Here is a 23,114-nt window from a genome sequence, read left to right as displayed (position 1 = left end):
CCTCCAGATCCCTTCGGGGCGCAATCAGGCACCCATTTGATTCAGCCGCTTCGCCGCGCGGTCGTTCAGCGCGCTGACCGCCGACTGCCAGCGCGAGCGCCCCTCGCGGCCGGATGCCTCCGGCCCCGGCATCATCCGCGCCACCAGCTCATTGGTGCGGGTGACCAGCGTCGGCGCCACCCCGTACGCCTTCGCGCCGAGCTGCGCCGCCGGTGTGAGGACCACCCGGGTCCGGCGGTGTTCGAGCGCTCGGATGATGCGTTCGGCGGCCTCCAGCGCGTCCATGGACAGGCCCGGCAGTCCCGCCAGCGTGGCGAACCAGGCGAACTCCTTGCCCTCGTCGCCGGACAGCTCCACCTGGCGGTGCGAGCCGGTCCGCATCAGTCCGGGATGGACGGCGGTGACGCTGACCCCGTGCTCGGCCTGCTCGGCGCGCAGCCCCTCCGCCAGCGCCGCGACGGCGGACTTCGCACACGAGTACGGCACCAGATGGGGCACAGGGAGCAGCCCGCCGACCGAACCGATCAGTCCCAGCCGGCCGCCCGCCGGGCTCTCGCGCAGCTGCGGCAACGACTCCATCGCGGTGTGCAGCGCGCCGAAGAACATCGTCTCCATCGCGCTCCGGAACGCCTCGGTGCCCGACTCCTCCGCGGGCCCCACCTGGATGTTCCCGGCATTGGCGATCACCACATCCAGCCCACGCTGCGCTGCCGCGGTGTTCTCCACCAGCTCGTGGACGGCGGCCCGGTCGGTCACATCGCACACCCGCCCGGTCACCTCGGTGTCCCGGGCCCTGCGGCGCAGCAGTCCGACAGCGCGGTCGAGCTCCTCCTCGTCACGCGCGGCGATGGTCACGTCGCAGCGCCGTTCCACACACTGGCGGGCCAGCAGCAGTCCCAGCCCGCGGGAACCGCCTGTCACCAGCACCGACAGGTCCGAGAGTGCGTCCATGCCCGGTCTCCTTCGCACGGAGGTTTCGGTACCCGGCGGTTCCCAGCATCGGCCGTGTCACACCCTTCGCCGGCGGCGGAACGGTGCGAGTGTGCGAGAGGACGTGGAGGTACCCGAGGGGGGAGAGCGACCAAGGAGCAGTACACATGCAGATCGGTTACAAGCTCGCCACCGAGCAGTACGGCCCCCAGGAACTGATCCGCCAGGCCATCGCCGCCGAGGCCGCCGGATTCGACTTCGTCGAGATGAGCGACCACTACCACCCGTGGCTGGACGACCAGGGCCACTCCGCCTTCACCTGGAGTGTGCTCGGCGCCATCGCGGCCAGGACGGAGCGCATCCAGCTGGTCACCGGCGTCACCTGCCCCAGCATGCGGTACCACCCGGCCGTCGTCGCGCAGGCCGCCGCGACGATGGCGCTCGTCTCCGAGGGCCGCTTCGTGCTGGGCGTGGGCTCCGGCGAACGTTTGAACGAGCATGTGATCGGCACCGGCTGGCCCGCCGTCGCCGAGCGGCACGCGAGGTTCCGTGAGGCGCTGGAGATCATCCGCCTGCTGTGGCAGGGCGGCTACCGCTCCTACGAGGGGAAGTACCTGCGTCTGGAGGACGCCCGCGTCTTCGACCTGCCGCCCGAGCCGCCGCTGCTGGCCGTCGCCGCCAGCGGACCCGCCTCCTCCCGGATCGCCGCCGAACTCGGCGACGGCATCTTCGCCACCGAGGAGAAACCCGAGATCGTACGCGGCTACCGGGAGGCCGGCGGCACCGGCCCCGGTTACGCCGAGGTGCCGATGGCATGGGCGGAGAGCGAGAGCGAGGCCGCCCAGTCCGCACTCAAATACTTCCGGTGGGCGCTGACCGGCTGGAAGGTGATGAGCGAGCTTCCCAACCCGGTCAACTTCGAGGCCGCCACCGCGCACGTGCGCGAGGAGGACATCAGGCAGCGCTTCGCCTGCGGCAACGACCCCGAGCGGTGCCTGGAGGTGGCCAAGCCGTTCGCCGACGCCGGCTTCGACCGGCTGGTCCTGATGAACGCGGGCCCCGACCCGCGGGGTTTCCTGGACTTCTGCGACGCGGACCTGATCGGGCGCCTCAAGCGGGAGCTGGGCGGCTGAGGCGCCTTCGGCCGGTGCGAATAACCGGTTGCGCGGGCCACGGCCGCTGCGTTGAGGTGCGGGGGACCCACCCGGACCTCCCGAAGGGAACCCCGTGCCCCGAGCCGTCACTCTGGTCCGCTCCAACACCCTCTCCGACGTGGCCGAATACGCCTACGCGGCCACGGCACCGGCCGATGCCCGCCTGATCTTCCTCGCGGGGGCCTGCCCGCTGGACGCCGACGGCACCGTCACCCCCGTCGGCGACTACGCGGGCCAGGCCGCCCAGGCGGTCGCCAACCTGCGTACCGCGCTCGGCGAGGCGGGCGCCGACCTCATGGACCTGATCAGCACCAGGGTCCTGGTCGCCTCCAACCGGCAGGAGGACCTGGGCGCTGCCTGGGAGGTCTACCGCGACGCGATGGGCGACCACGCCGTCCCCAGCACACTGCTGGGCGTAACCGTGCTCGGCTACACCGACCAGCTGGTCGAGATCGAGGCGGTCGCCGCGGTACGGGACTGACGCGGACGCCGGGCGGCCGACGGGCACCTGAGCAGCGATGGGCACTGGCTCTCAACAGCCGCGTGTGCGGGCTCTGCGCAGGCCCACGGCACAGACTCCGCACAGGGCACCCCACGCGGCATTGACGGCGAAGAGCGGCACGATCGACTGCGGACGGGCCAGTGGGCCGGCCAACTCGCCGTCGAGGAGCGGCGAGAGCACCCCGCTGAGCACGAGGGTGCCGAGCGCGTAGGCGAGACCGGCGGCGACGAGGGTCGGCAGCGGCTCGCGCACTCGGCTCAGGACACCGGCGCCGACCCACACCACAAAGATGGCGGCCGTGAGAATCAGCGGGGTGGCGGGTCTGCCGAGGCTGTCGCTCAGCCCTGTGATCGAGAACAGCGGCCTGACCAGCGCGACAACTGCCAGCCCGATCACCACCGGCCAGTCCGGGCGCCGCAGCAGAGGCGGGGCCGAGTGCGTGTGCTCGTACGTGTTCATGCCGTCGAGAGTGGATGCCCGGCTCGGCCCGGGGCGTCGCCCCCGGGCGGGCAACTGCTCTACCGCTGGGGTTGTGGCGGTGCCGGGCGGCCGTACCTCCGTGGTTGCGGACTCCCCCCGCGCGGTTCGGCCGTCCGGCCGACTCCGCCGGCACCGCGGCTGCTTAGGCTGGCCGCATGGCACGTGAGACCACGCATCGGCTGCGGCTGCCGGACGGCCGCGCAGCGGATGTGGTGCCGGCTTGCGGTGTTCTGCTGCTGGGCGCCGTCTGGGGTTCGGCGCCACTGATACGCGAACCGGCGGAGCCCTGGGCCGTGACCGTGCTGGGCTGGCTGCTGACCGGAGCCGTGTGCGGGGCACTGTACGTGCGGCGCCGGTATCCGGTGGCCGTGGGGGTGTTCGTCCTGGCTGCCACCGCCTTGTACTACGTCACCAGCACGTACGACGGTCCGCTGGTGGTCGCCGTGATCATCGCGCTCTATTCCGTCGCCGCCGAGGGCAGGTTGCAGGCGGCCCTCGCGCTCGCGGCCGTTGTCGTCATCGGGGTGGGCATCGGGGCACTTGCCGGGAACAACGACATCAACAGTGTCGCCGTCTTCATGCTCACCGGCTGGCTGGTTGCTGTGGTGGCGCTCGGAACGATGCGGCACAGGCGCTTCGCCTATGCGGAGGAGGCGGCGCGACGCCGGGCCACCGAGGAACGGCTGCGGATTGCACGCGAGTTGCACGACGTCATCGGGCACCGGATCTCCCTCATCAACGTGCAGGCGGGCGCCTCCCTGCACCGGCTCGCGAAGCACCCGGGGGAGGCCGAGGAAGCCCTGGCCGCGATCAAGGAGAGCAGCCGGGAGGCGCTGCGGGAGCTGCGCGCCACGCTGGGGGTGATGCGCCAAGTCGACGAGGCGGCGCCGACGCAGCCGGCGCCGGGCCTCGCCCGCCTGGACGAGCTGGTGGCCTCGGCCAAGCCGACGGGGCTCGTTGTGCGGGTGCACAGCCGGGGCCCGGCGCGGCACCTTCCCGCCGCGGTCGATCTCGCGGCGTTCCGGATCGTGCAGGAGGCGCTGACCAATGTGACCCGGCATGCGGCCGGGGCCACCTCGGTGGACGTACGCCTTGATTTCGGGGAGCGGGAGCTTGCACTGGCCGTCGAGGACGACGGGAAGGTGACGGGTGCGCTGGACCGAAGGGCCGCGGGTCACGGCAGCACCGGCGGCGGCGGCACCGGAGGCAGCGGCATCGCCGGGATGCGGGAGCGGGCGGCTATGCTCGGCGGTGAACTTGCCGCGGGACCGGGGCCGAACGGCGGATTCGCTGTCACCGCCCGTATCCCGTACGCGAATTGATGATCGGGCCCGGCGGTCCGGTCACCTGACGATCGGAGCCGGCTTCTCGTGATCGAAGTCCTGCTGGCCGACGACCAACGGCTGGTCCGTGCCGGATTCCGTTCGATCCTGGAGGACGAGGACGACATCACCGTGGTCGGAGAGGCGGGCGACGGCGAGTCTGCCGTGACCGCCTGCCGTCAACTGAGGCCCGACGTCGTCCTGATGGACATCCGGATGCCGGAGGTGGACGGCCTCGAGGCATCCCGCCGTATCGCCGCCGACCCCCGGCTCGACGAGGTGCGGGTGGTCGTTCTGACCACCTTCGATCTGGACGATTACATCTACGGAGCCCTGCGGGCGGGCGTCACCGGCTTCCTCGTGAAGGACACCGAACCCGAGGAACTGGTGCAGGCGGTACGGGTCGCTGCCCGCGGTGATGCGCTGATCAGCCCTTCCGTCACCCGTCGCCTGATCGCCGAGTTCGCCCGCCGGGGCAGGGCGCCCGAGGGCAGCCCGCGGCTGAACGCGCTGACGGAGCGGGAGCGCGAGGTGATGGAGCTGGTCGCGTCCGGGCTGAGCAACGACGAGATCGCCGGGCGGCTGGTGCTGAGCCCGGCCACCGCCAAGACCCACGTCAGCCGCATCATGTCGAAGCTGGACGTACGTGACCGTTCCCAACTGGTCGTCATGGCCTACGAGTCCGGGATGGTCAGCCCTGGCTGGCTTGCGGGGTGACCTCGCCGGGCCCGCCACCGGAGCCGCAACCCTCGGGGTAGCCGGCCTCGCCCGGCCGCAACCACTGGCGTAGCGCGGATGCCCGCTGGAGGCCGATGCCCGCGGGCGCACCGGCCCCGCACGCTCCAGCCATGAGAATTCCGTTCCTGTACGCCAAGGCCCCGGCCGCCCTGCTGGGGTTTCTGCTCGGCGGAGCCGCGGGCTTTCTGCTGACCGAGACGGTGGGCGCGTTCTTCACCTTCGTCCTCGACCGGACCCTCGATGTGGACAGCAGCGGCACGCTGCTTGCCGCCTTCATCGGCGTACCGATCCTGAGTGCGCTCGCCGGCGCCGTGATCGGTGCGCGCTGGGCCGGTCGTCCGCCGCGTCGGAACGGGGGCCGGTGACCATGTCCCCCTTGCGCGGCACACCCGCGACCGGACCCTCCGACCGCTCCGCCGTTGCTTCTCAACGCGGCGCCTTCGGTCGGCTCGCCGGCTGGTCCCAGCGCCATCGCTGGGGCGCCGTGCTGCTGTGGGTGGTCGTGCTGGTCGCGATCACACTCGGCTCGCAGGCAGCAGGCAGCGACTACCGCAACGACTTCACACTGCCCGGCACCGAGTCACAGGCCGCGACCGACCTGCTCGAACAGCACGGTTCGACACAGGCCGGGGACAGCATCCAGATCGTCCTCAAAGACCGTGCCGGCATTGATGAGCGTAAGCCGGCTGTGCGGCAGATGCTCGGCCGGGTACGCGACCTGTCCGGCGTCGCCGAGGTGCGCAGCCCCTACGCCGACGCCTCGGCCGTCTCCGAGGACGGCACGATCGGCTACGCGACGGTGACGCTGGAGGGCAAGGCGCAGCACGTTCCCAAGTCCGACATCACAAGAATCATCGACACCGCCAGGGCCGCCGCCGGAGACGGCCTCCAGGTCGAACTCGGCGGCGAGGCCGTGCGCGGCGCCGAGGAGGAAGGGGGCGGCTCGGCGGAAGGGGCTGGCCTGCTCGCCGCACTCGTGATCCTCGTCCTGCTCTTCGGCTCACTGATCGCGGCCGCACTGCCGCTGCTGACCGCGCTGTTCGCGGTGGGCGGTGCGGTCGGGCTGGTCGCTCTGGCCTCCCATGTGTTCACCGTCGCCGACTTCACCCCGCCGATCATGATGTTGATCGGACTCGGCGTGGGTGTCGACTACGCCCTCTTGATCTTCTACCGCTACCGGCACGAACTCACCCGTGGCGCGGACTCCGAGAGCGCGGCCGTGCTCGCGGTGGACTCCGCGGGCCGGACGGTCTTTTTCGCCGGCTGCACAGTGATCACCGCAATGCTCGGCCTGATAGCGCTCGGCCTCGGCTCACTGCAGGGCGTCGCCCTGGCGGTGGCGCTGACAGTGCTGGCCACCATGGCGGCCTCGCTGATCCTGCTGCCCGCACTGCTCGCGCTGTTCGGGCGGCGGATCCAGCGCCATGTGCGCCGGCACGCCGAGAAGTCCGCGGCCAAGGGAAAGGAAGAAGGGGCCCGATGGCGGCAGTTGGCGGCCGCGGTACAGCGCCGCCCGCTGCCGGCGCTGCTCGCCGCGCTCATCGCCCTCCTCGCGCTGTCAGCGCCCGCACTCGGCATCCGGCTCGGCTTCTCGGACGCGGGCAACGACGCGCGCACCACGACCAGCAGACAGGCGTACGACCTGCTGGCGGAGGGCTTCGGCCCCGGCTTCAACGGCCCGCTGATCGTCGTCGTGGACGGTGACAGGGCGGACGGCCAGGCGGTCCGCACCGCCGTCGCCGAGGCCGACGGGGTCGCCGCGACCACTCCCGCACTGCCCTCGAAGAACGGAGGACCCGCCACGGTCGTCGTCTTCCCCGAGACCGCGCCGCAGGACGAGGGCACCACCGAGCTCGTGCACCGGCTCCGGGACGACGTACTGCCACCGCTGGAGCGGCAGACAGGTGCCGAGGCGCTGGTCGGCGGACCGACCGCCGCCACGCAGGACTTCGCCGACAGCGTCGCCGCACGGATGCCGCTGTTCGTGGCGATCGTCGTCGGGATGTCGTCACTGCTGCTGGTGGCGGTCTTCCGCTCGGTCCTGATCCCGCTCAAGGCGGCCGTGCTGAACCTGCTGAGCATCTCCGCCGCGCTGGGCGTGGTCACGCCGGTCTTCCAGGAAGGCTGGTTCGGGGTGCAGCCCGGGCCCGTCGAGGCGTTCATCCCGGTGATGATCTTCGCCATCGTCTTCGGGCTGTCGATGGACTACGAAGTCTTTCTGATCTCCCGAATCCACGAGGAGTGGACGCGCACGAAGGAGCACGACCACGCCGTTCGCGAGGGCCTGGCCGCCACCGGCAAAGTGATCACCGCGGCCGCGGCCATCATGATCGTGGTCTTCGCCGCCTTCGTGCTCAGCCCGAGCCGCATGCTGCAGCAGTTCGGGCTGGGCCTCGCGGTGGCGATTCTGGTGGACGCACTGGTCATCCGCTGCTTGATCGTGCCCGCCGCGATGCAACTGCTCGGCCATCGCGCCTGGTGGCTTCCGGCACCGCTCGCCGCACGGCTGCCGAAGGTGGCGCTGGAACGGCCGGAGGGCCGCTGACCCGCCGGCGCGCACGGGGCCGGTCGCCTGTGCGACCGGCCCGGACCGCGATCAGCCCGGCAACTGGAACGGCACCGTGTTCCACGGGCTCGCAGGCGCCCGCAGCAGCGCGTGGTGTGCCTCCAGCACCTCGGTGTACCACTCGCCGAACCGCTCCTCGTCGAAGTGCAGACAGCGGCCCATCACATACGCCGCCGAGAACTCCGCCCAGGAGCGGTAGTTGCTCCGTACGCCCGCGCTCACCCGCTCGACCGCGTCGTACATCTCCGCCCGGGTCGCATAGCGGGCACCCCGGCCCCAGCGTGCCATCTTTGAGGCGCGTCCCAGGTCCCAGGCCGCGACCGTACGGACCACCTCGTCGGAGCCGAGCAGCCCGTCCGCGCGGAACCGCGCCTCGTACCGCAGGATCTTGCCGACCATCCCGCGCATCTCCGCGAGGAACTGCTCGAACTGAGGCCCCTCGGGCGCCTCGACGGCGCGCCGCAGGGTTGACTCCACACAGTCCCGCCACAGCCCGGCGTCCACCGGTCCACGGCCGCCGCTCACGCCCCGCTCCCTGTCCAGCGCCTGCCGCGCGCCCAGCACGAAGTCCCAGAACCAGGGGCTGACCTCGCACTCCAGCAGCCGCTGCTGGGTCTCCAGCCAGTCCTCCCGGCTGGAGATCCCCCAGCTCTCCTCCAGCCGCTCGACCTCGGCGCTGTAGCCGGCGCCGTGCCAGTCCAGGGTGTTCCAGGGGTCGCCGTTGCCGTAGCACAGGTGTGCTCCGCAGGCGAGACCGTGCAGCAGCGGACCGGGCTCCGGGGCGCCGGTGCGGCGGGTGACGAGCCGGTCGGTGAGCGCCTGCGGGTCGAACAGCTCCTCGTGCAGCTCCTCCCACACCTCCCGCTCCTCGTCGTCCACCTGGAACATCTCCTGGCAGGGCGTCGCCGCGTTGACGACCAGCACATCCACCTCGGGCGGCAGGATGTGGGCGAGGGTGCCCAGGGTGATGAACTCGAAGACGACATACGGGTGCGGGCGCGGCAGCAGACCGTCGGTGTAGACCTGCGTGATGGTGCGGGGGACGCCGTCGGAGCCGGTGATCCGGCTGGTGAGCGGCTGCCGTTCGGCGGGGTTGCGGTTGGCATGCTCGATCGGCACCGGGTGGTAGACACCGTGCTCGGCGAGGGTGCGCAGGTAGGTGTAGCTCTCCTCGACCTGGGCCAGCTTGTACAGCCGCCGCTCCAGATCGGCGGGGGCCTCCCAGCAGCCTTCGGCGCCCTCGTACTCGATGACCGGGAAGATGTCGTCGTGATCGTCCTGCTCGCCTACCGCGTACACCCTCGTGCCCCGTTCCCGGCCCCGCCGCTACCGTGCCGAGGCCCCCTGCCCATGATCGAACGGCCACGCTACCGCTCCTGGCGGGGCGAGTGGAGAGGGGAGGGGCCCTTCCGCCTGATCCCGGCCCGGTTGACGTGGCACGATGGTCCCGTAGGCGGTCCGAGGAGGAGGGGCAGGATGAGCAGTCTCAACAAAGGGCTCGGCAAGGTGGAGGTCACCCTCAAGTGGGACCCCAGCCCCATGGGGGAGCCGCCGCACGACCTGGACATAGTGGCCGCCACCTACACCGCGGACGCCCCCTACGGCGAGCCCGCCTACCTCGTCCACTTCGACAGCCGCGCCCCCGACGGCACCATCACCCTCAACCGGGACAGCAAGACCGGACAGGGCTTCGGTTCCGACGAGGTGATGACCCTCGAACTGGAGCGGCTGGCCGAGCGGTATGTGCGGGTTGTCGTCGGTGTCGCCATCCAACAGGGAGAGGGCCGCAAGACGTTCGCGCATGTTCCCAACACGGGTGTGCGTATCCGTGAGGGCTACGAGGAGCTGTACGACGACGACTTCTCCGGGGTCGCGGGGGCCACCGCGGCGACGGTCGCCGAGTTCGTCCGGGGTGAGACGGGGAAGTGGCATCACCGCGCCGCGCTCCGCGGCTATGAGGGAGCCCCCGAAGATTTCGCCTCCCACATGGGCATCCCTGAACAGCGCTCCAGCTAGCAAGCTGCGCTTGGGCAGTCTGTGCCTGGGGGTACCTCCCGGACGTAGTCTGGGGGAGCAGACCTCCCAAGCACAGCGAAGTGCTGCCCAAGCGCAGCAATTCGCAGCGCAAGGTGGGGCTCTTACAGGTCCTTGATGCGGATGTTGCGGTAGGACACCACGTCAGTGGTGCTGTGGACCTGGAGGCCCACATAGCCGGAGGCGTACCGGCGGCCGTCGGTGCCGGGGTCCCCCGCACGCGGGGGCTCGAAGACCTGGCCCCGCGCGTTGTCGAACTCGTTGATCAGCGTGCCGTTCCGGTAGACCTCGTAGTGCTGGCCGATCACCCGGATCTCGTAGTCGTTCCAGGTGCCCTTCGGGGTGACGCCCGCGCCCGCGAGGCCGACGCGGTCGAACCCGTAGACGGAGCCGGTCTTGTACATGTCCCCGTCCGGGCGGTCCAGGATCTGCAGCTCGTGGCCGTACTTGATGGCCACCCACTCCGGACGTGACTCCTCCGGATGGTCGTGGACATCGGGGAACCGCACGAAGACGCCGCTGTTGGTCCGGCCGTCACCCGGCGCGTCGTCGCGGAACTGGAGCTTCAGCGAGAAGTCCCCGTACTTCCGCTTCGGGTACCACAGCATGCCCATGCCCTCGACCTTGTCGTCGCTGGTCATGCTGGCGTCGTCGTTCAGCCCGAATCGGCCGCCGCCGACCTGCTCCCAGTTGGCGAAGGACTCGCGGCTGCCGTCGAACAGGTCGCGGTAGCCGGTGTTCTGTCCCGGGGTGCCGATCCCGGAGCTCCTGGCCGCCCGCTTGATGAGCCGCTGTTCCCTGGGGACGAGCACACCCTCCTTGACGAGCTGGTCTGTGACGCTGTCCACGTGCTTGAGGAACAGCGCCTGTGACGTCCACTCCTTCTCGTCCTCGATCAGCTCGTTGATGGTGCAGCGGCGCTTCGTCATCCGGTTGGGCACCCCGGTGTCGACGGTCCCGACGATCACCGTCTCCCGCTCGTCGTACTCCGGGCAGTCCGGTGCGGGCACTCCGCCGCCGGCCACGACGCGGAAGGAGACCTTCCGCGGTTCGGAGGTGTTGCCGGCCTTGTCGGTGGCCCGGTACGTCACCGCGTGGTATCCGGCCCGGTCGACGACCAGCGGCCCGGAGTAGGTGACGTAGGGCGCGCCGTCCAGCGAGTATTCGATCTTGTCGACGCCGGACTTGTCGTCCGTCGCGGTCACCGTGACGGTGGCCTTGCCGAGGTAGTCGCCGTCGGAGTTCCTGCTGCCCTCCGTCCTGGCCTCGGTCGTCGGCGCGGTGGTGTCCACATCGGGCGGCCGGACGACGGTGAAGCTCACCGACTTCTCCTCCGCCGCGTTGCCCGCCTTGTCCTTCGCCCGGTAGCGGACGGTGTGCTCGCCCGGGTCCGTGACCGTCACCGGTGCGGTGTAGGGCTCGAACTCGCCGCCGTCGAGCGCGTATTCGATGGAATCGACGCCCGAGTCCGCGTCCGAGGCCGTCACGGTGACCGTCGCGCTGCCCAGGTAGTTGCCGTCCTCGTCCTTGTCGCCCGCCACCGTGGCGGAGGTCTGCGGCGGTGTGGTGTCGTCACCCGGATCGTCCCCGGTCACCACCAAGGTGCCCTGCATCTGCTGATGGCCCGGGATGGTGCAGTGGTACTTGTAGGTTCCGGGGGTCAGGGTGACCTCCGCGGTGTGCTTGCCGCCCTGCGCGTCGTTGGGCGAGGCCAGGATGTTCAGGTCGACGTCCTGGTTGTAGTCGGGGTCGGAGGTGACGAAGGTCAGGGTGTGCGACATCCCGGTGGTGTTGCCGGTCGCCTTGCTGTTCTCGAAGACGATGGTCGCCTTGCCCGCCACCGCGGTCGTCGGCACCGAGGCGTACTTGGTCATGTCGTCGTCCGCCGTCCAGGTCAGCACCTGATCGGCCGCCGTGTCCCCGCCGCCTCGCGCGGCGGACTGTGCGGCGGGCGCCGGGCTGCGCCCCCACGCCGTCGCCGAGGAGAGCCCCAGCACCATCAACAGCGCGGCCAGCAGCGCTGTCAGCACTCTGCGCCGCTCCCTTCCGCGCCGGCGCCTCACTCGTGCGCTCGCCCTCATCGGCCCGTCCCCCTCCGCAGTGCCGGCTCGGCCATGTCGGCGGCGCTCGGCGTGGGCTCGCCGCCCTTGTACGTCACCCGCCACAGCGCCGACTTGTCGTCGGAGGTGAAGAAGCCGCGCCCGTAGTCGAGGACGTAGAGCGCTCCGTCGGGGCCGAACTTCCAGTCCATGAGGTTGCGGATGCCGCCCTCGCCGACGGGGACGATCGCATCCAGGCTCTCCGCGTGGGCCGGCTGTGCGCCGACGGTGTCGCCGTCGGGCATCACCAACGCGTGCCGCGGCTGGCCGCCGTCGTAGAAGTCGCCCACGAACCACTTGCCGTCCCAGTAGGAGGGCCACTTGGTCTGCGAAGCGCTGCCGGCGTCGTAGCGGTAGACCGGTCCGTTCATCGCGGCCTGGCCACCGCCCTTGAGCCAGGGAAGGGTGAGCTTCTGCTCGTCCAGCTTGTAGCTCGGGACGCCGTTCCCGTCGCGGGGGAAGTCGGGACCTCCGCCCTGCGGGGAGTACCAGATGTTGTTGTTCCGGGCCGGCGGGATGTTGACCAGGCCGTCGTTGTTGGGCGACTCGTTCTTCAGGTGATCACAGTCGTACCAGCCCAGCGGCTTGCTCGGGTCGGGCAGATTGCGGTCACGGTACGGCTGCTTGTTGCCCATGCAGTACGGCCAGCCCTGGTTGCCCGCGCTGGTGATCCTGGCGAAGGTGTCGTACTTCGCCGGGCCCCAGGTCGGGCTGGGGTTCTGCGCGTCGGGCCCGACCCAGCCCGCGTACAGCGTGTCGGTCTTCTTGTCGACGGCGATCCGCGCCGGGTTACGGACGCCCATCACGTAGATCTCCCCCCGGGTCTTGCCGCCGCCCTCGGCGGTCTCCTTGCCGGTGAAGAGATTGCCCTCGGGCAGGGTGTAGGTGCCGTCGTCCTCGGGGTGGATGCGCAGGATCTTGCCGTTGAGGTTGTTGGTGTTGCCCGCCGTGCGCCGCGCGTCGGCGAAGGAGACGCCCTTGAAGTTCGGTTCGGGGTTGTTGCCCGAGTAACCGTCGCTGAACCGCGAGGAGTTGTTGTCACCCGTGGCGATGTAGAGGTTGCCCTTGGAGTCCCAGGCCATCCCGCCGCCCGCGTGGCAGCAGCTGTGGATCTGGACCGGCCATTTGAGCAGCACCTTCTCGGAGGCCAGGTCCAGCTTGTCGGTCTCCTTGTCCAGGGTGAAGCGGGAGACCCGCCGCTCGGCCATATGGGTCTCGCGGTTGATCTCGCTGTGCGGCGTGTAGTGCAGATAGACCCAGCCGTTCTCGGCGAAGTCAGGGTCCAGCTCGATACCGAGCAGCCCCTCCTCGTTCTTGACCAGCTCGTCGCCGCCGCCCTTGTTGCCGAAGACCGTCAGCTCCCCGGCCAGGGTGACCTTCTCCGTCTTCGGATTCCAGATGTGGACCTGGCCCTTGCCCTTGCCGATGTCCGGGTCGCTCCAGTCGGTGACCACGGGCTGGGACGCGTCCCCGCCGCCGCGGCCGATGTAGAAGACCCGGCCGTCCTTCGCCGTCACCAGTCCGTGCGGCTCACCGATCTGGTCGGACTTGCCGGGCTGGTTGGGCTCGGTGAGGCGCTTCGCCTCGTAGTTCGAGGCGATCGCGGCCTGGCAGTCGGCACGCGCCAGCCGTGTGGTCCACATCAGCGCGCCGCGCAGGTGGGTGCGGAAGTCGGTCTCCGCGAAGCTCGACCTGGTGCCGCCCATGGCGGTGTAGAACGAGCGGCCGCCGTCGTAGTCGCGGCACCAGGAGACCGGGTGGTCCCAGCTGCCCGCGTCGGTGCCCGGGTCATAGCTGTTGGTGCGCACCCGCGCGACGGTGTGCACCTTTCCGGAGGGGTTCTCCTTCCAGTTGAGCCACTTGTCGGGGCGCTTCCACGCGGCGGGCAGGTCCCTGGTCGCCGGGTGCTGCCGGTCGCCGACCTCCACGACGGCGCGCTGCACCTTCTGGGGGCTGTGCTCGGCGGGCCGGGCGCCGATCAGCCCGGTGAACCAGTCCGAGTACGGCTCGGCGCGGGCCGCGTCGTGGATGCCGAGGAAGCCGCCGCCCGCCTCCATGAAGCTCTCCAGACCGGCCTCCTGCTCCGGGTCGAGCACATCGCCGTCGCCGGTGAGGAAGACGACGGCGTTGAAGCGGCCGAGCCGGGGCTTGGTGAAGATCGCCGGGTCGTCGGTGGCCCGGATGGTGAAACGCTCCTGGGCCGGGCCCTGTTGGCCGATCTTCTCGATGGCCTCGATCGCGGCGTTGACGGTGGGTGACTCCTCGCCCGTCGCACCGTGGAAGACCAGGACACGGACGTCCTCACTGCCCGGCGGGCTCGGCAGCGCCAGCTTGGGCGCCGGCGCCCCCGGCGGTGGGGCCGCGAGCGCCGGGGCGCTCAGCAGACCGGCGGTGAGGGCACCGGCCAGCAGAGCGGCGATCCTGCTGCGTCGGGGTCGTCGGGGTCTGGTCCGTTTCGGGTGCGGTTGGAACCGCATGCGTGATCCACCCCTCTTCGGTCACAGAAACGTGGCAGAAGCTAGACCTCTTTCGGCGGTTCGCCAAGGTCTATGACCACAACTCGACGAACTTTGTCCTGACTGTGGATAAACGGCGCGGTGAGCGCTACCGTCCCCTCAACTCGGCCCAACTCAACTGGGCCCAACTCGACTCGACTCGACTCAACTCGACACGCACGGCGCGCCGTTCAGCCCTCCGCCCGCTCACATCCGAGGGGAGAACGAGAACGATGACCGTAAACCCCAGCACCCCCAGCCGCCGTTCCTTCAGCAGGGGCCTGCTGGCCTCGGGTGCCGTCGCGGCGGTCGGCGGCAGCGCCCTGACAGCCGCTGCCGCGCCCGCCTCCGCTTCACCGGCCCGCACCGATGCGCTGCGCCGCGCGGGCAAGGGTGGCGAGACCCGGCGGATCAAGATGTACGCGGAGAAGCTCCCGGACGGCCAGATGGGATACGGCCTCGAGAAGGGCAAGGCCACCATCCCCGGCCCGCTGATCGAACTGACCGAGGGCGACACCCTGCACATCGAGTTCGAGAACACCATGGACGTCGCCGCCAGCCTCCATCCGCACGGCGTGGACTACGACATCGCCAACGACGGCACCAAGATGAACAAGAGCCACGTCGAGCCCGGCGGCAAGCGCACCTACACCTGGCGCACCCACCGGCCAGGGCGCCGCAAGGACGGCACCTGGCGCCCCGGCAGCGCCGGCTACTGGCACTACCACGACCACGTCGTCGGCACCGAGCACGGCACCGGAGGCATCCGCAACGGGCTCTACGGCCCGGTCATCGTGCGCCGCGAGGGCGACATCCTGCCCGACCCCGAGCGGCAGTTCACCATCGTCTTCAACGACATGACCACCAACAACCTCAAGAAGGGGCCTGACTTCAAGGCCACGGTGGGCGACCGGGTCGAGATCATCATGATCACGCACGGTGAGTACTACCACACGTTCCACATGCACGGTCACCGCTGGGCCGACAACCGCACCGGCCTGCTGGAAGGCCCCGAGGACACCAGCCGGATCATCGACAACAAGATCACCGGCCCCGCGGACTCCTTCGGATTCCAGGTCATCGCCGGGGAGGGGGTGGGAGCGGGCGCGTGGATGTACCACTGCCACGTCCAGAGCCACTCCGACATGGGTATGGCGGGGCTGTTGCTGATCGCCAAGCCGGACGGCACCGTGCCGGGACACGAAGATCACCACTGACGGCACGCCGCCGAGCCGGGCGTGGTAACGTTGAAGACGTTGCAGTTTTGGTACCCATACTTATGCGCGCCTGAGCTTTGTGGCTCGGGCGCGTTTTGTCTTCCGGAGCTTTTCTGGATGGGGGTCATGACGGCGACGCGGAGCCCACGAGGTGTGCGGCTCCCAGCCACCCTGAAGGAGAAGAAGATGGCATCCGGCACTGTGAAGTGGTTCAACTCGGAAAAGGGCTTCGGGTTCATCGAGCAGGACGGCGGCGGCGCCGACGTCTTCGCCCACTACTCGAACATCGCGGCCCAGGGCTTCCGTGAGCTCCACGAAGGCCAGAAGGTCAACTTCGACGTCACGCAGGGCCAGAAGGGCCCGCAGGCGGAGAACATCACTCCTGCCTGACGCAAGGCTTGACGCGTAGTACCCCGCTGGGGCCCCACCACTGAGGTGCGGGCCCCAGCGCCTTTCCGTGGCGCCTCGCCGGGGCGCCCGTTCAGGCGCGTCCGGCATCATGAACGCATGTCCCGACGCAAGACCGCCCGTCCCGCTCGCCGCTCCGCCGCGCCCACGGTCTGCCCCTGTGGGGCCGCCGCACAGGGCGCCGCGCCCGGAGTCGCCCGTTACGCGGAGTGCTGTGGTCGTTACCACCGTGGCGAGGCGGTGCCTGCGACCCCCGAGGAACTGATGCGTTCCCGGTACGCCGCCTTCGCGTTGGGGGAGACGGCGTACCTGCTGCGCACCTGGCATCCGGACACCCGCCCGGCCACCCTCGACCTGGGCGGCGGGCCCCGCTGGACGGGGCTGGAGATCCTCGAGACGTCCGGCGGCAGCGCCTTCCACGACGAGGGGACCGTCACCTTCCGTGCCCACTACGCGGGGGCCGACGGCGAGCCCGGAGTACAGGAGGAGCGCAGCCGTTTCACGCGGCTGGACGGCGCCTGGGTGTATGTGGACGGCAAGGTGGCCTGAGACCGGCCCCAGGCCCCGCCTCCGTCCCCGTACCCGGCTCCCGCCTCCTCAGGCTCCTGCGGCGTCCTGGGGGTACCAGCGCAGTTCGACGGTGTTGCCGTCCGGGTCCCGTACATAGATCGACTCGGCCGTGCCCCGGGCCCCGAAGCGGCTGACCGGGCCCTCGATCACGTCGAAGTCGCCGGAGTCGATGACCGTCTGCCAGTCGAGCGGCTCGACGACCAGGCAGATGTGGTCGACGTTCGACTCCCCGCGCGGCCGGTCCAGCAGATCGATGATCATGCTTGGGCTGACCCGCACCGAGGGGAACGGGACCTGGCCGGCCCGCCACTCCTCGACCCGGACCGGCTCCAGGCCCAGCGGTCCGCAGTAGAACTCCAACGCGCGCTCGACGTCCCCCACATTGAGCACGAGGTGGTCGAAATCCGTCACTCTCATGTGCAGCCTTTCATCAGCTCAGCGCAACTCGGTTCAGCGCAACTCGGTTCAGTTCAGGGCAGCTCGGTTCGGTTCAGACTTCGGAGTCTTCCAGGACGCGGAACTCCAGGCCGGCGCGGATCAGCCGGTCTGTCAGCGCCTCGCCCATCGCGACCGCGGTCGTCACCTGGCCCGAGGTGGGCGGCAGGTCGTCGTGAGTGAGGCACAGCGCCGCCTCCGCGAGGATCTTGGCCGTCTCGTCGTATCCGGGATCGCCGCCCGCCACCTCGGTCACCACGCGGCGCCCGCCGCCGCGGCCGATGAAGCGCACCGAGAACCAGCTGCGTGCCCGCCGCCGTTCGTCCGGTCCCTCGCCGGAGGCCAGCCGGGAGGTCAGGAAGCGCCGCAGCGGCGGCAGCTGCGCGGCGGCGAACAGACCGCCCGCGCCCGCGATTCCGCCGACGGCCGTCGGCAGCCGCCGGACGGCCGCGTAGTGGCGGTAGGTGAAGGCCGGGCCGTACCGCTCCAGTGCGGCTGCCGAACGCCCCACGATCTGCGGGTCGATCGTCGGAAGCGGCACCGCCCAGACGCCCAGCTCCTCCTCGCGCCGTACCCCGCCGGTCGGCGTTCTGACAGAGCGGTCGGCGGGGCGCGGGTCGGCCGCGTGCCTGGCCTTGGCGGTGCGGACCATCCGGTCGGCGCGGGAGAAGGCGAGCAGCGCGCTGGCGAACGTACCGCCGGAGACGGCCGCGTTGGAGCGGACGAAGCCGTCGACGCTCAGCGGTACGCCCTCCGGCAGCTGCCGCACGGTGAAGTGGGCGCCCAGGTCGTGCGGTACCGAGTCGAAGCCGCAGGCGTGCACGAGCCGCGCGCCGGTCTCCCGGGCGCGGGAGTGGTGCCGCAGGTACATCAGGTCCACGAACTCCGGCTCGCCCGACAGATCGAGGTAGTCCGTACCGGCCTCGGCACACGCGGCCACCAGCCGGGTGCCGTAGCGCAGATAGGGACCGACGGTGCTCGCCACCACCCGTGAGCGTGCGGCCAGTTCGGCCGTCGCCCGCGCGTCTGCGGCGTCGGCGGTCACCAGCGGGACATCGGCGGCGTCCGGGTGCGCCTCGGCCAGCCGGTCGCGTACGGCCTTCAGCTTCTGCTCGCTGCGCCCGGCCAGCGCCCAGCGGCAGGTGCGGGGCGCGTGTGCGGCCAGATACCGCGCTGTCAGTTCACCGACGAATCCGCTCGCCCCGAACAGGACGACATCGAACTCCCGCGAGCCCTGCTTCGGCCCGTTCCCGCTCTCCTCGGCGTCAACCACGGCAACCTCTCCGGACCGAAGGGCCCTTACCGACGGGTAGCTACATGTGCGGCCCTCATTTCAGCAGACGCGACAGCCGCCGGTCCGCGAGGGGCTTCCCACCGGTCTGGCAGGTGGGGCAGTACTCCAGCGACGAGTCCCGGAAGGAGACGGAGCGGACGGTGTCCCCGCACACCGGGCACGGCTCCCCGGCGCGGCCGTGCACCCGCAGCCCGAGCCGCTTGCCGGACTTCAACTCGGCGGCGGACAGCCCCCGCGCCCGCTCGACGGCGGAGGCCAGGACCTCCCGCAGCGCCGTGAACAGCGTGGTGATCTCGGCGTCGGACAAGTCGGCCGCGAGCCGGAACGGCGACATCCGGGCCGCGTGCAGGATTTCGTCGGAGTAGGCGTTGCCGATCCCGGAGACGACCGACTGGTCCCGCAGCAGACCCTTGATCTGGTGCCGTTGGCCCGCAAGCAGTGCGGCCAGAGCCGCCCGGTCGAACGCGGGGGAGAGGGGGTCGGGACCCAGCCGCGCGATCCCCGGCACCTCCCGCGGCTCCCGTACGACGTGGACGGCGAGCCGCTTCTGGGTGCCGGCCTCGGTCAGGTCGAAGCCCTCGGCCGGCTCGCCCGCCAGCGCCAGGCGGAGAGCGAGCGGGCCCTTGCCGGGGCGGGGCGGTGCGGCGGGCAGCGTGTCCTGCCACCGCAGCCAGCCGGCGCGCGCCAGATGGACGACCAGATGGAGCGCGCCGTCCGCCTCGGGGCCGCTGCCGGGCCCGCCCTCGGCCGGGGCCGTCTCCAGGTCGAGGAACTTGCCGTGCCGCGTCACACCGGTGAAGGCCCGGCCTTCGAGAGTGTCCGGCGGCGGGTCGTACGTCTTGAGCACGCTGACCGCGACCGGCAGCACGCGCCGGACCGTGCGCCCGGTCAGCCGTTCGGCCAGGAAGCCCCGCAGCGCCTCGACTTCGGGAAGCTCCGGCATCGTTTCTCCTCCCGCCACGCGGCCCGCCCGGCGGAGCGGGCCGGAGGCCCGGCGCCACCCGAGGCCGAACCGGGCCTCGGGCCGGTTCCGCCTCAAGCCGGTTCGGCTTCGGGTCGGTCCGCCTCGGACCCGCTCGGCCGCAGACCAGGCGGCCTCAGACCAGCTTGGCCTCGTGGGTGATCTTGGTGGCCTTCAGTGCCTGGCTGACCGGGCAGTTCTGGGCGGCTTCAGCCGCCGCGGCTGCGAACGCGTCCTGGTCGATACCCGGCACCTCGCCCTCCACGGTCAGATGGATACCGGTGATGCCGGTGCCCGGCTGGAAGTCGACGGCCGCCTTGGTGGTCAGCTTGGTGGGCGGGGTGCCCGCGCTGTTGAGGCCGTTGGAGAGCGCCATCGAGAAGCAGCTCGAGTGCGCGGCGGCGATCAGCTCCTCGGGGCTGGTGCGGCCGCCCGGCTCCTCGGCGCGCGACGCCCATGTGACCGGGTACTGGCCGATGCCCGAGGAATCCAGGCTGACGGTCCCCGACCCTTCCGTCAGATTGCCGTTCCAGACGGTGTGGGCGGTGCGTGTGGTCGCCATGGTGACCTCTCTCGTAACGTCGGCGTCAACGGTGTCTTCAGTGTCGCAGTACCCGATCCTGCGCTCCCACCACACCTGCCGCACTCCGTGACGCGCCGGTACCGGCGATCCCGTGCGGCGGCGCGAAGATCCCGTGCGGCGCCGCCGCGACCCCGTTCAACGCGTTCGACGGTTTCCGGCCGGACGAGTGCCCGCGCGGGGGTACGGTGTCACATCCGCCGGGTATCAAAGAGTAATCAACCTCGTGCGGAGAGTGAAAAGAAAGTGGGTGGCGCACAGTTATGATCAAGGGGATCGACGTCTCCTCGTACCAGCCCGAGGACTACAGCACCCGGGGCATCGAGTTCGTCTTCATCAAGCTCACCGAGGGCAAGTCCTACACCAACCCCAAGTGGGTCGAGCAGCGCAAGACGGGCCGCGACGCGGGCCTGGTCACCGGCTTCTACCACTTCGTCAGGCCGGGCAGCATGAAGGCGCAGGCCGACTACTTCCTCTCGAAGATCGACCTCGTCGCGGGCGACATGCTCGCGCTGGACTGGGAGGACCCCAAGGTCAGCAACGACGAGAAGGACGAGTGGATCAAGTACGTGCAGGAGAAGGCCGAAGGCCACAAGGTCCTGCTGTACTGCAACCGCGACTTCTGGCTGAACCGCGACAAGACCTCGTTCGCCGGCGACGGTCTGTGGATCGCGCACTACAACGGCAAGCCCGGTGAGCCCGGCGTCAAGCACCGCTGGCGCTTCCACCAGTACACCAGCGACCCGATCGACACCAACCTGGGCGAGTTCGACAGCCGCGAGGCGCTGCGGTCCTGGGCGGGCGGCAAGAAGGACGACTCCGGCGAGAAGTGAGGGCCGTGTTCCGATGAGGGCCGGTGAGAGGGGGCTCCTGCCCGGAGCAAACCCTAGGGTCCCGTCGGAAACCGGGGAGGGATACGCTCCGGTGCATGCCGGAAGCCAACTCCCCCTCCCCCTCCTCGTCAGCCCGCGTCCGCACTGACGGGAGCGTTCCCGCGGACGAAGTTCCCGCCGACGGGACCGAGCCGGCCCCCGGCCGGAAGCCGGAGGCGTCGAACGCGGCGCACGAGCCGAATCCGGCGGCCGGACAGAGCGAGTCGGCCGGGGGAAGTGAGGCGGCCGGGCAGGCCGAGTCGGCGGGGCAGAGCCAGACGGCCGGGCACGGCGAGACGGCCGGGCAGGGTGACGGGCCTCACGAGGACGCGCACCGGGACGAGTTCGAGGACGAGGACGAGCGGCCGGCGCTGACGCCACGGCAGGCGCGGCGCATACGCATAGTCCTCTCCGCCGTCGTCATGCTCGCCGTGGCCGTCGCGCTGGTCATCCGGCTGGGTTCGGCACCCTCGGTGCTGACCGTGGGCTTCTACGGCCTCGCGCTGATCCTCTCGGGCACGGCCATCGCGCTCAGCCGCCTGGGCCGTACCCGCGTGGCGACGGCGGTGCTGGCGCTGGGATTCGCTCTGGTCGTGTTCGGCGAGTGGCTGCTGGGGTTCTCGGGCGGCCCCTGACCCGGGCCCCGCGCCGGGCCCGGCCCTCGGGACTCAGATCCACTCGGCGGCGTCGCCGCCCACCTGTCCCGGTGGCCGGAGCCAGTCGTGTGGGCAGCGGGCGGTACCAGGGGCGCCGCCCGTGTCACCGCCGGTGGCCGTCGGCCCGAAAGCGACCGGGGGCAGGGCATGGCGCAGCCGTCCCAGCGGGCTGTCGGTCTCGACCAGCCACGGGGCCGGGTCGAAGGAGGCGGCCGGGTCGAGCGAGGCGGCAGAGCCGGACGCCGACGGTAGCTCGTACTGGAGCCAGTGCGCGGTGCGGGCCAGCGAGAGCCGCACCAGCCGGGACCCGGCGGTGCCGGTGCGCTGCTCGGTGAGGGCCCGGAGCAGTCCGGCGGCCAGCAGATAGCCGGTGCCGTGGTCGAGGGCCTGGGCCGGCAGCGCGCCGGGCGCCAGATCGGGCGAGCTGGTCACCTTGTCGGCCGCTCCCGCCGCTCCCGCCGCGCCGGCTGCCTCGACGCAGGCGATGCCGGTCGCGGCCTGCACCAGGCTGTCGAAGCCGCGCCGGCGCTGCCACGGCCCCGCGGCACCCCAGGCGCTGAGCTGGCCCACCACAAGGCCGGGCCGACGGTCCATCAACGACTCGGGAGCCAGCCCGAACCGGTCCAGGGCACCGGGCCGGTAGCCGGTCACCACCACATGAGCTGAGGCCAGCAACTCCTCGAAGGTGGCCTGCCCGGCGCGCGTCGACAGGTCCAGCAGCGTCGAACGTTTGCCCAGGTTCGTATCGGCGTGGGTGTCGAGGAACTCCGGCCGTTCGGGCGCGTCGATCCGTAGTACGTCGGCGCCGAGCAGCGCGAGCGTACGGGTGGCGACCGGGCCCGCCAGCACCCGCGTGAGGTCGAGAACGCGCAGGCCGCGCAGCCCGCCAGGACCGTGCGGCCCCTCCAGCGGCAGCGTCGGCGCGCCGTCCAGCCTGCTGAGGGCCACCAGCGGGGTGGGTACCACGGCCGCACGCTGCGGGTGCGCGGCCCATTCGTCGGGGGTCCGCACGGCGACGGCCACGCCGCCTTCCGCGTAGACGGCGTCCTCGACGTCCCGCGCCTGACGGCCCGCGAGCTCGGTGGCCATCCGGCCGGCCGCCGCCTCGTCCTCGGCCGGGCCGTGGTCGGGCATACCGAGCGCGGACAGCAGCCGCGCCCGGTGGTGCGGGTAGTTGGCGTGGGTACGCACCCAGCCGTCGGCCGTGCGCCAGAACCGGGACAGCGGTGCGAACGTCACCGGGGCGCGGCCGTCCAGGCGTAGCAGCCGGTCGCTGTGGAAGGCGGTGGCCACGGCGCCGTCGTCCACTCGTACGGGCGGCAGCAGCGCGCTGCGGGCCCGTACGCAGGAGAACTCGGCGGCCGCCAGCGAGCAGGCCGCCACCGTCGCGGAGGCGAGTTCCAGCACCGGCAGCGCCGACGGGAGCAGGCCCGGCCGGTGCTCGCGTGAGACGCGGGCCAGCAGCGCGGGGTCCCCGCCGAGCGCCGCCCACGCCTGTGCCGTCCCCGGCTGCGGTGCGTCCCGTCCCCCGGCGGCGGCGCCCCCGGCGCCCGAGGGGGCGCGCGTTTCGGCCGCGGACGCAGCACCCCGGGCGGGCGCGGTCGTGGCCGCCGGGCCTGCCGCCGGGGCGGGTCCGCCGGACTCGCCGCCTGCGGGCTCGAACTCACCCGGCACGAACTCGGTCTCGACCCTCCTGCCGCTCGTGGCGTCGCGCGCCGCGAAGTCCCGGGCCTCCGTCGGCTTCCCAGCCGCAGAAAACTCATCCATACCGCGCATTTTGGCACCCTGGGGCGCGGGACCG

General features: G+C 71.1%; 22 protein-coding genes. 12 read left to right on the top strand and 10 right to left on the bottom strand.

Annotated elements, in window-relative coordinates; genetic code table 11:
* Window positions 1-24: 24 nt before the first annotated feature.
* Window positions 25-951 (bottom strand): SDR family NAD(P)-dependent oxidoreductase, encoded by a 927-nt coding sequence (locus HC362_RS05345; RefSeq protein ID WP_243082696.1) that lies wholly within the window; start codon window positions 949-951, stop codon window positions 25-27.
* A 146-nt stretch (window positions 952-1,097) separates the two neighbouring features.
* Here HC362_RS05345 and HC362_RS05340 point away from each other — a divergent pair, with 146 nt between their 5' ends.
* Together HC362_RS05340 and HC362_RS05335 are read left to right on the top strand one after the other, a co-directional pair.
* A complete protein-coding gene (locus tag HC362_RS05340) occupies window positions 1,098-2,063 on the top strand; it encodes a TIGR03557 family F420-dependent LLM class oxidoreductase (protein ID WP_243082695.1) in 966 nt (321 codons plus the stop codon).
* A 94-nt stretch (window positions 2,064-2,157) separates the two neighbouring features.
* Entirely contained in the window at window positions 2,158-2,565 is a 408-nt protein-coding gene (locus tag HC362_RS05335) for a RidA family protein (protein ID WP_243082694.1), read from the top strand.
* Between the two features lie 51 nt (window positions 2,566-2,616).
* On the opposite strand, the gene HC362_RS05330 is transcribed toward HC362_RS05335, so the two are convergent.
* Window positions 2,617-3,045, bottom strand: a complete 429-nt coding sequence (locus tag HC362_RS05330; protein WP_243082693.1) for a hypothetical protein — start codon at window positions 3,043-3,045, stop codon at window positions 2,617-2,619.
* A gap of 176 nt (window positions 3,046-3,221) precedes the next feature.
* On the opposite strand from HC362_RS05330, the gene HC362_RS05325 reads away from it, so the two are divergent.
* From HC362_RS05325 to HC362_RS05310, 4 genes are all read left to right on the top strand, one after another.
* A complete protein-coding gene (locus HC362_RS05325; protein WP_243082692.1) occupies window positions 3,222-4,388 on the top strand; it encodes a histidine kinase in 1,167 nt (388 codons plus the stop codon).
* Window positions 4,389-4,436: 48 nt separating this feature from the next.
* Window positions 4,437-5,105, top strand: coding sequence for a response regulator (locus tag HC362_RS05320; protein WP_243082690.1), 669 nt, complete (start codon window positions 4,437-4,439; stop codon window positions 5,103-5,105).
* A 131-nt stretch (window positions 5,106-5,236) separates the two neighbouring features.
* On the top strand, window positions 5,237-5,491 hold the full coding sequence (locus HC362_RS05315; RefSeq protein WP_243082688.1) for a hypothetical protein: 255 nt from the start codon (window positions 5,237-5,239) through the stop codon (window positions 5,489-5,491).
* A 2-nt stretch (window positions 5,492-5,493) separates the two neighbouring features.
* Window positions 5,494-7,671 carry an MMPL family transporter gene (locus HC362_RS05310; RefSeq protein WP_243082686.1) on the top strand — a complete coding sequence of 726 codons (2,178 nt, stop codon included), beginning with the start codon at window positions 5,494-5,496 and terminating at the stop codon, window positions 7,669-7,671.
* Between the two features lie 51 nt (window positions 7,672-7,722).
* Here the strand turns inward: HC362_RS05310 and HC362_RS05305 are convergent, their stop codons facing one another.
* Window positions 7,723-8,991, bottom strand: a complete 1,269-nt coding sequence (locus HC362_RS05305; RefSeq protein WP_243082684.1) for a DUF1266 domain-containing protein — start codon at window positions 8,989-8,991, stop codon at window positions 7,723-7,725.
* A gap of 177 nt (window positions 8,992-9,168) precedes the next feature.
* Here HC362_RS05305 and HC362_RS05300 point away from each other — a divergent pair, with 177 nt between their 5' ends.
* Entirely contained in the window at window positions 9,169-9,708 is a 540-nt protein-coding gene (locus HC362_RS05300; RefSeq protein WP_243082683.1) for a TerD family protein, read from the top strand.
* A gap of 122 nt (window positions 9,709-9,830) precedes the next feature.
* On the opposite strand, the gene HC362_RS05295 is transcribed toward HC362_RS05300, so the two are convergent.
* Both HC362_RS05295 and HC362_RS05290 read right to left on the bottom strand, forming a co-directional pair.
* Window positions 9,831-11,807, bottom strand: coding sequence for a family 16 glycoside hydrolase (locus HC362_RS05295; RefSeq protein ID WP_243082681.1), 1,977 nt, complete (start codon window positions 11,805-11,807; stop codon window positions 9,831-9,833).
* Window positions 11,804-14,302, bottom strand: a complete 2,499-nt coding sequence (locus HC362_RS05290) for a ThuA domain-containing protein (RefSeq protein WP_243082679.1) — start codon at window positions 14,300-14,302, stop codon at window positions 11,804-11,806. The genes HC362_RS05295 and HC362_RS05290 overlap by 4 nt, the downstream gene beginning before the upstream one ends.
* A gap of 251 nt (window positions 14,303-14,553) precedes the next feature.
* Between HC362_RS05290 and HC362_RS05285 the strand changes: the two genes are divergently transcribed.
* From HC362_RS05285 to HC362_RS05275, 3 genes are all read left to right on the top strand, one after another.
* Window positions 14,554-15,537, top strand: coding sequence for a multicopper oxidase domain-containing protein (locus tag HC362_RS05285; protein ID WP_243082678.1), 984 nt, complete (start codon window positions 14,554-14,556; stop codon window positions 15,535-15,537).
* Window positions 15,538-15,723: 186 nt separating this feature from the next.
* Entirely contained in the window at window positions 15,724-15,927 is a 204-nt protein-coding gene (locus tag HC362_RS05280; RefSeq protein ID WP_030405997.1) for a cold-shock protein, read from the top strand.
* A gap of 117 nt (window positions 15,928-16,044) precedes the next feature.
* Window positions 16,045-16,494, top strand: a complete 450-nt coding sequence (locus HC362_RS05275; protein ID WP_243082676.1) for a YchJ family metal-binding protein — start codon at window positions 16,045-16,047, stop codon at window positions 16,492-16,494.
* Between the two features lie 48 nt (window positions 16,495-16,542).
* On the opposite strand, the gene HC362_RS05270 is transcribed toward HC362_RS05275, so the two are convergent.
* From HC362_RS05270 to HC362_RS05255, 4 genes are all read right to left on the bottom strand, one after another.
* On the bottom strand, window positions 16,543-16,932 hold the full coding sequence (locus HC362_RS05270; RefSeq protein ID WP_243082675.1) for a VOC family protein: 390 nt from the start codon (window positions 16,930-16,932) through the stop codon (window positions 16,543-16,545).
* Window positions 16,933-17,005: 73 nt separating this feature from the next.
* Window positions 17,006-18,223, bottom strand: coding sequence for a saccharopine dehydrogenase NADP-binding domain-containing protein (locus tag HC362_RS05265; protein WP_243082673.1), 1,218 nt, complete (start codon window positions 18,221-18,223; stop codon window positions 17,006-17,008).
* A gap of 55 nt (window positions 18,224-18,278) precedes the next feature.
* A complete protein-coding gene (locus tag HC362_RS05260; protein ID WP_243082671.1) occupies window positions 18,279-19,187 on the bottom strand; it encodes a DNA-formamidopyrimidine glycosylase family protein in 909 nt (302 codons plus the stop codon).
* Window positions 19,188-19,341: 154 nt separating this feature from the next.
* Complete coding sequence (locus HC362_RS05255; protein WP_243082669.1) at window positions 19,342-19,767, bottom strand: OsmC family protein; 426 nt, start codon at window positions 19,765-19,767, stop codon at window positions 19,342-19,344.
* 281 nt (window positions 19,768-20,048) lie between these two features.
* Here HC362_RS05255 and HC362_RS05250 point away from each other — a divergent pair, with 281 nt between their 5' ends.
* Both HC362_RS05250 and HC362_RS05245 read left to right on the top strand, forming a co-directional pair.
* A complete protein-coding gene (locus HC362_RS05250) occupies window positions 20,049-20,618 on the top strand; it encodes a glycoside hydrolase family 25 protein (protein ID WP_243082668.1) in 570 nt (189 codons plus the stop codon).
* 95 nt (window positions 20,619-20,713) lie between these two features.
* On the top strand, window positions 20,714-21,292 hold the full coding sequence (locus HC362_RS05245; protein WP_243082667.1) for a hypothetical protein: 579 nt from the start codon (window positions 20,714-20,716) through the stop codon (window positions 21,290-21,292).
* 33 nt (window positions 21,293-21,325) lie between these two features.
* On the opposite strand, the gene HC362_RS05240 is transcribed toward HC362_RS05245, so the two are convergent.
* Window positions 21,326-23,089 (bottom strand): CoA transferase, encoded by a 1,764-nt coding sequence (locus tag HC362_RS05240; protein WP_243082666.1) that lies wholly within the window; start codon window positions 23,087-23,089, stop codon window positions 21,326-21,328.
* Between the last annotated feature and the right edge of the window lie 25 nt (window positions 23,090-23,114).

This window comes from Streptomyces sp. 891-h (assembly GCF_022760275.1).
Taxonomy (GTDB): domain Bacteria; phylum Actinomycetota; class Actinomycetes; order Streptomycetales; family Streptomycetaceae; genus Streptomyces; species Streptomyces spirodelae.
The sequence above is the reverse complement of the archived record's forward strand: the minus strand, read 5'-3'. Positions and strand labels throughout refer to the sequence as shown.

Coding starts and splice junctions, on each gene's coding strand:
- HC362_RS05345 (WP_243082696.1), bottom strand. CDS start 951: ATGGACGCACTCTCGGACCTGTCGGTGCTGGTGACAGGCGGTTCCCGC.
- HC362_RS05340 (WP_243082695.1), top strand. CDS start 1,098: ATGCAGATCGGTTACAAGCTCGCCACCGAGCAGTACGGCCCCCAGGAA.
- HC362_RS05330 (WP_243082693.1), bottom strand. CDS start 3,045: ATGAACACGTACGAGCACACGCACTCGGCCCCGCCTCTGCTGCGGCGC.
- HC362_RS05325 (WP_243082692.1), top strand. CDS start 3,222: ATGGCACGTGAGACCACGCATCGGCTGCGGCTGCCGGACGGCCGCGCA.
- HC362_RS05315 (WP_243082688.1), top strand. CDS start 5,237: ATGAGAATTCCGTTCCTGTACGCCAAGGCCCCGGCCGCCCTGCTGGGG.
- HC362_RS05310 (WP_243082686.1), top strand. CDS start 5,494: ATGTCCCCCTTGCGCGGCACACCCGCGACCGGACCCTCCGACCGCTCC.
- HC362_RS05300 (WP_243082683.1), top strand. CDS start 9,169: ATGAGCAGTCTCAACAAAGGGCTCGGCAAGGTGGAGGTCACCCTCAAG.
- HC362_RS05295 (WP_243082681.1), bottom strand. CDS start 11,807: ATGAGGGCGAGCGCACGAGTGAGGCGCCGGCGCGGAAGGGAGCGGCGC.
- HC362_RS05290 (WP_243082679.1), bottom strand. CDS start 14,302: ATGCGGTTCCAACCGCACCCGAAACGGACCAGACCCCGACGACCCCGA.
- HC362_RS05285 (WP_243082678.1), top strand. CDS start 14,554: ATGACCGTAAACCCCAGCACCCCCAGCCGCCGTTCCTTCAGCAGGGGC.
- HC362_RS05280 (WP_030405997.1), top strand. CDS start 15,724: ATGGCATCCGGCACTGTGAAGTGGTTCAACTCGGAAAAGGGCTTCGGG.
- HC362_RS05275 (WP_243082676.1), top strand. CDS start 16,045: ATGTCCCGACGCAAGACCGCCCGTCCCGCTCGCCGCTCCGCCGCGCCC.
- HC362_RS05270 (WP_243082675.1), bottom strand. CDS start 16,932: ATGAGAGTGACGGATTTCGACCACCTCGTGCTCAATGTGGGGGACGTC.
- HC362_RS05260 (WP_243082671.1), bottom strand. CDS start 19,187: ATGCCGGAGCTTCCCGAAGTCGAGGCGCTGCGGGGCTTCCTGGCCGAA.
- HC362_RS05255 (WP_243082669.1), bottom strand. CDS start 19,767: ATGGCGACCACACGCACCGCCCACACCGTCTGGAACGGCAATCTGACG.
- HC362_RS05250 (WP_243082668.1), top strand. CDS start 20,049: ATGATCAAGGGGATCGACGTCTCCTCGTACCAGCCCGAGGACTACAGC.
- HC362_RS05245 (WP_243082667.1), top strand. CDS start 20,714: ATGCCGGAAGCCAACTCCCCCTCCCCCTCCTCGTCAGCCCGCGTCCGC.
- HC362_RS05240 (WP_243082666.1), bottom strand. CDS start 23,089: ATGCGCGGTATGGATGAGTTTTCTGCGGCTGGGAAGCCGACGGAGGCC.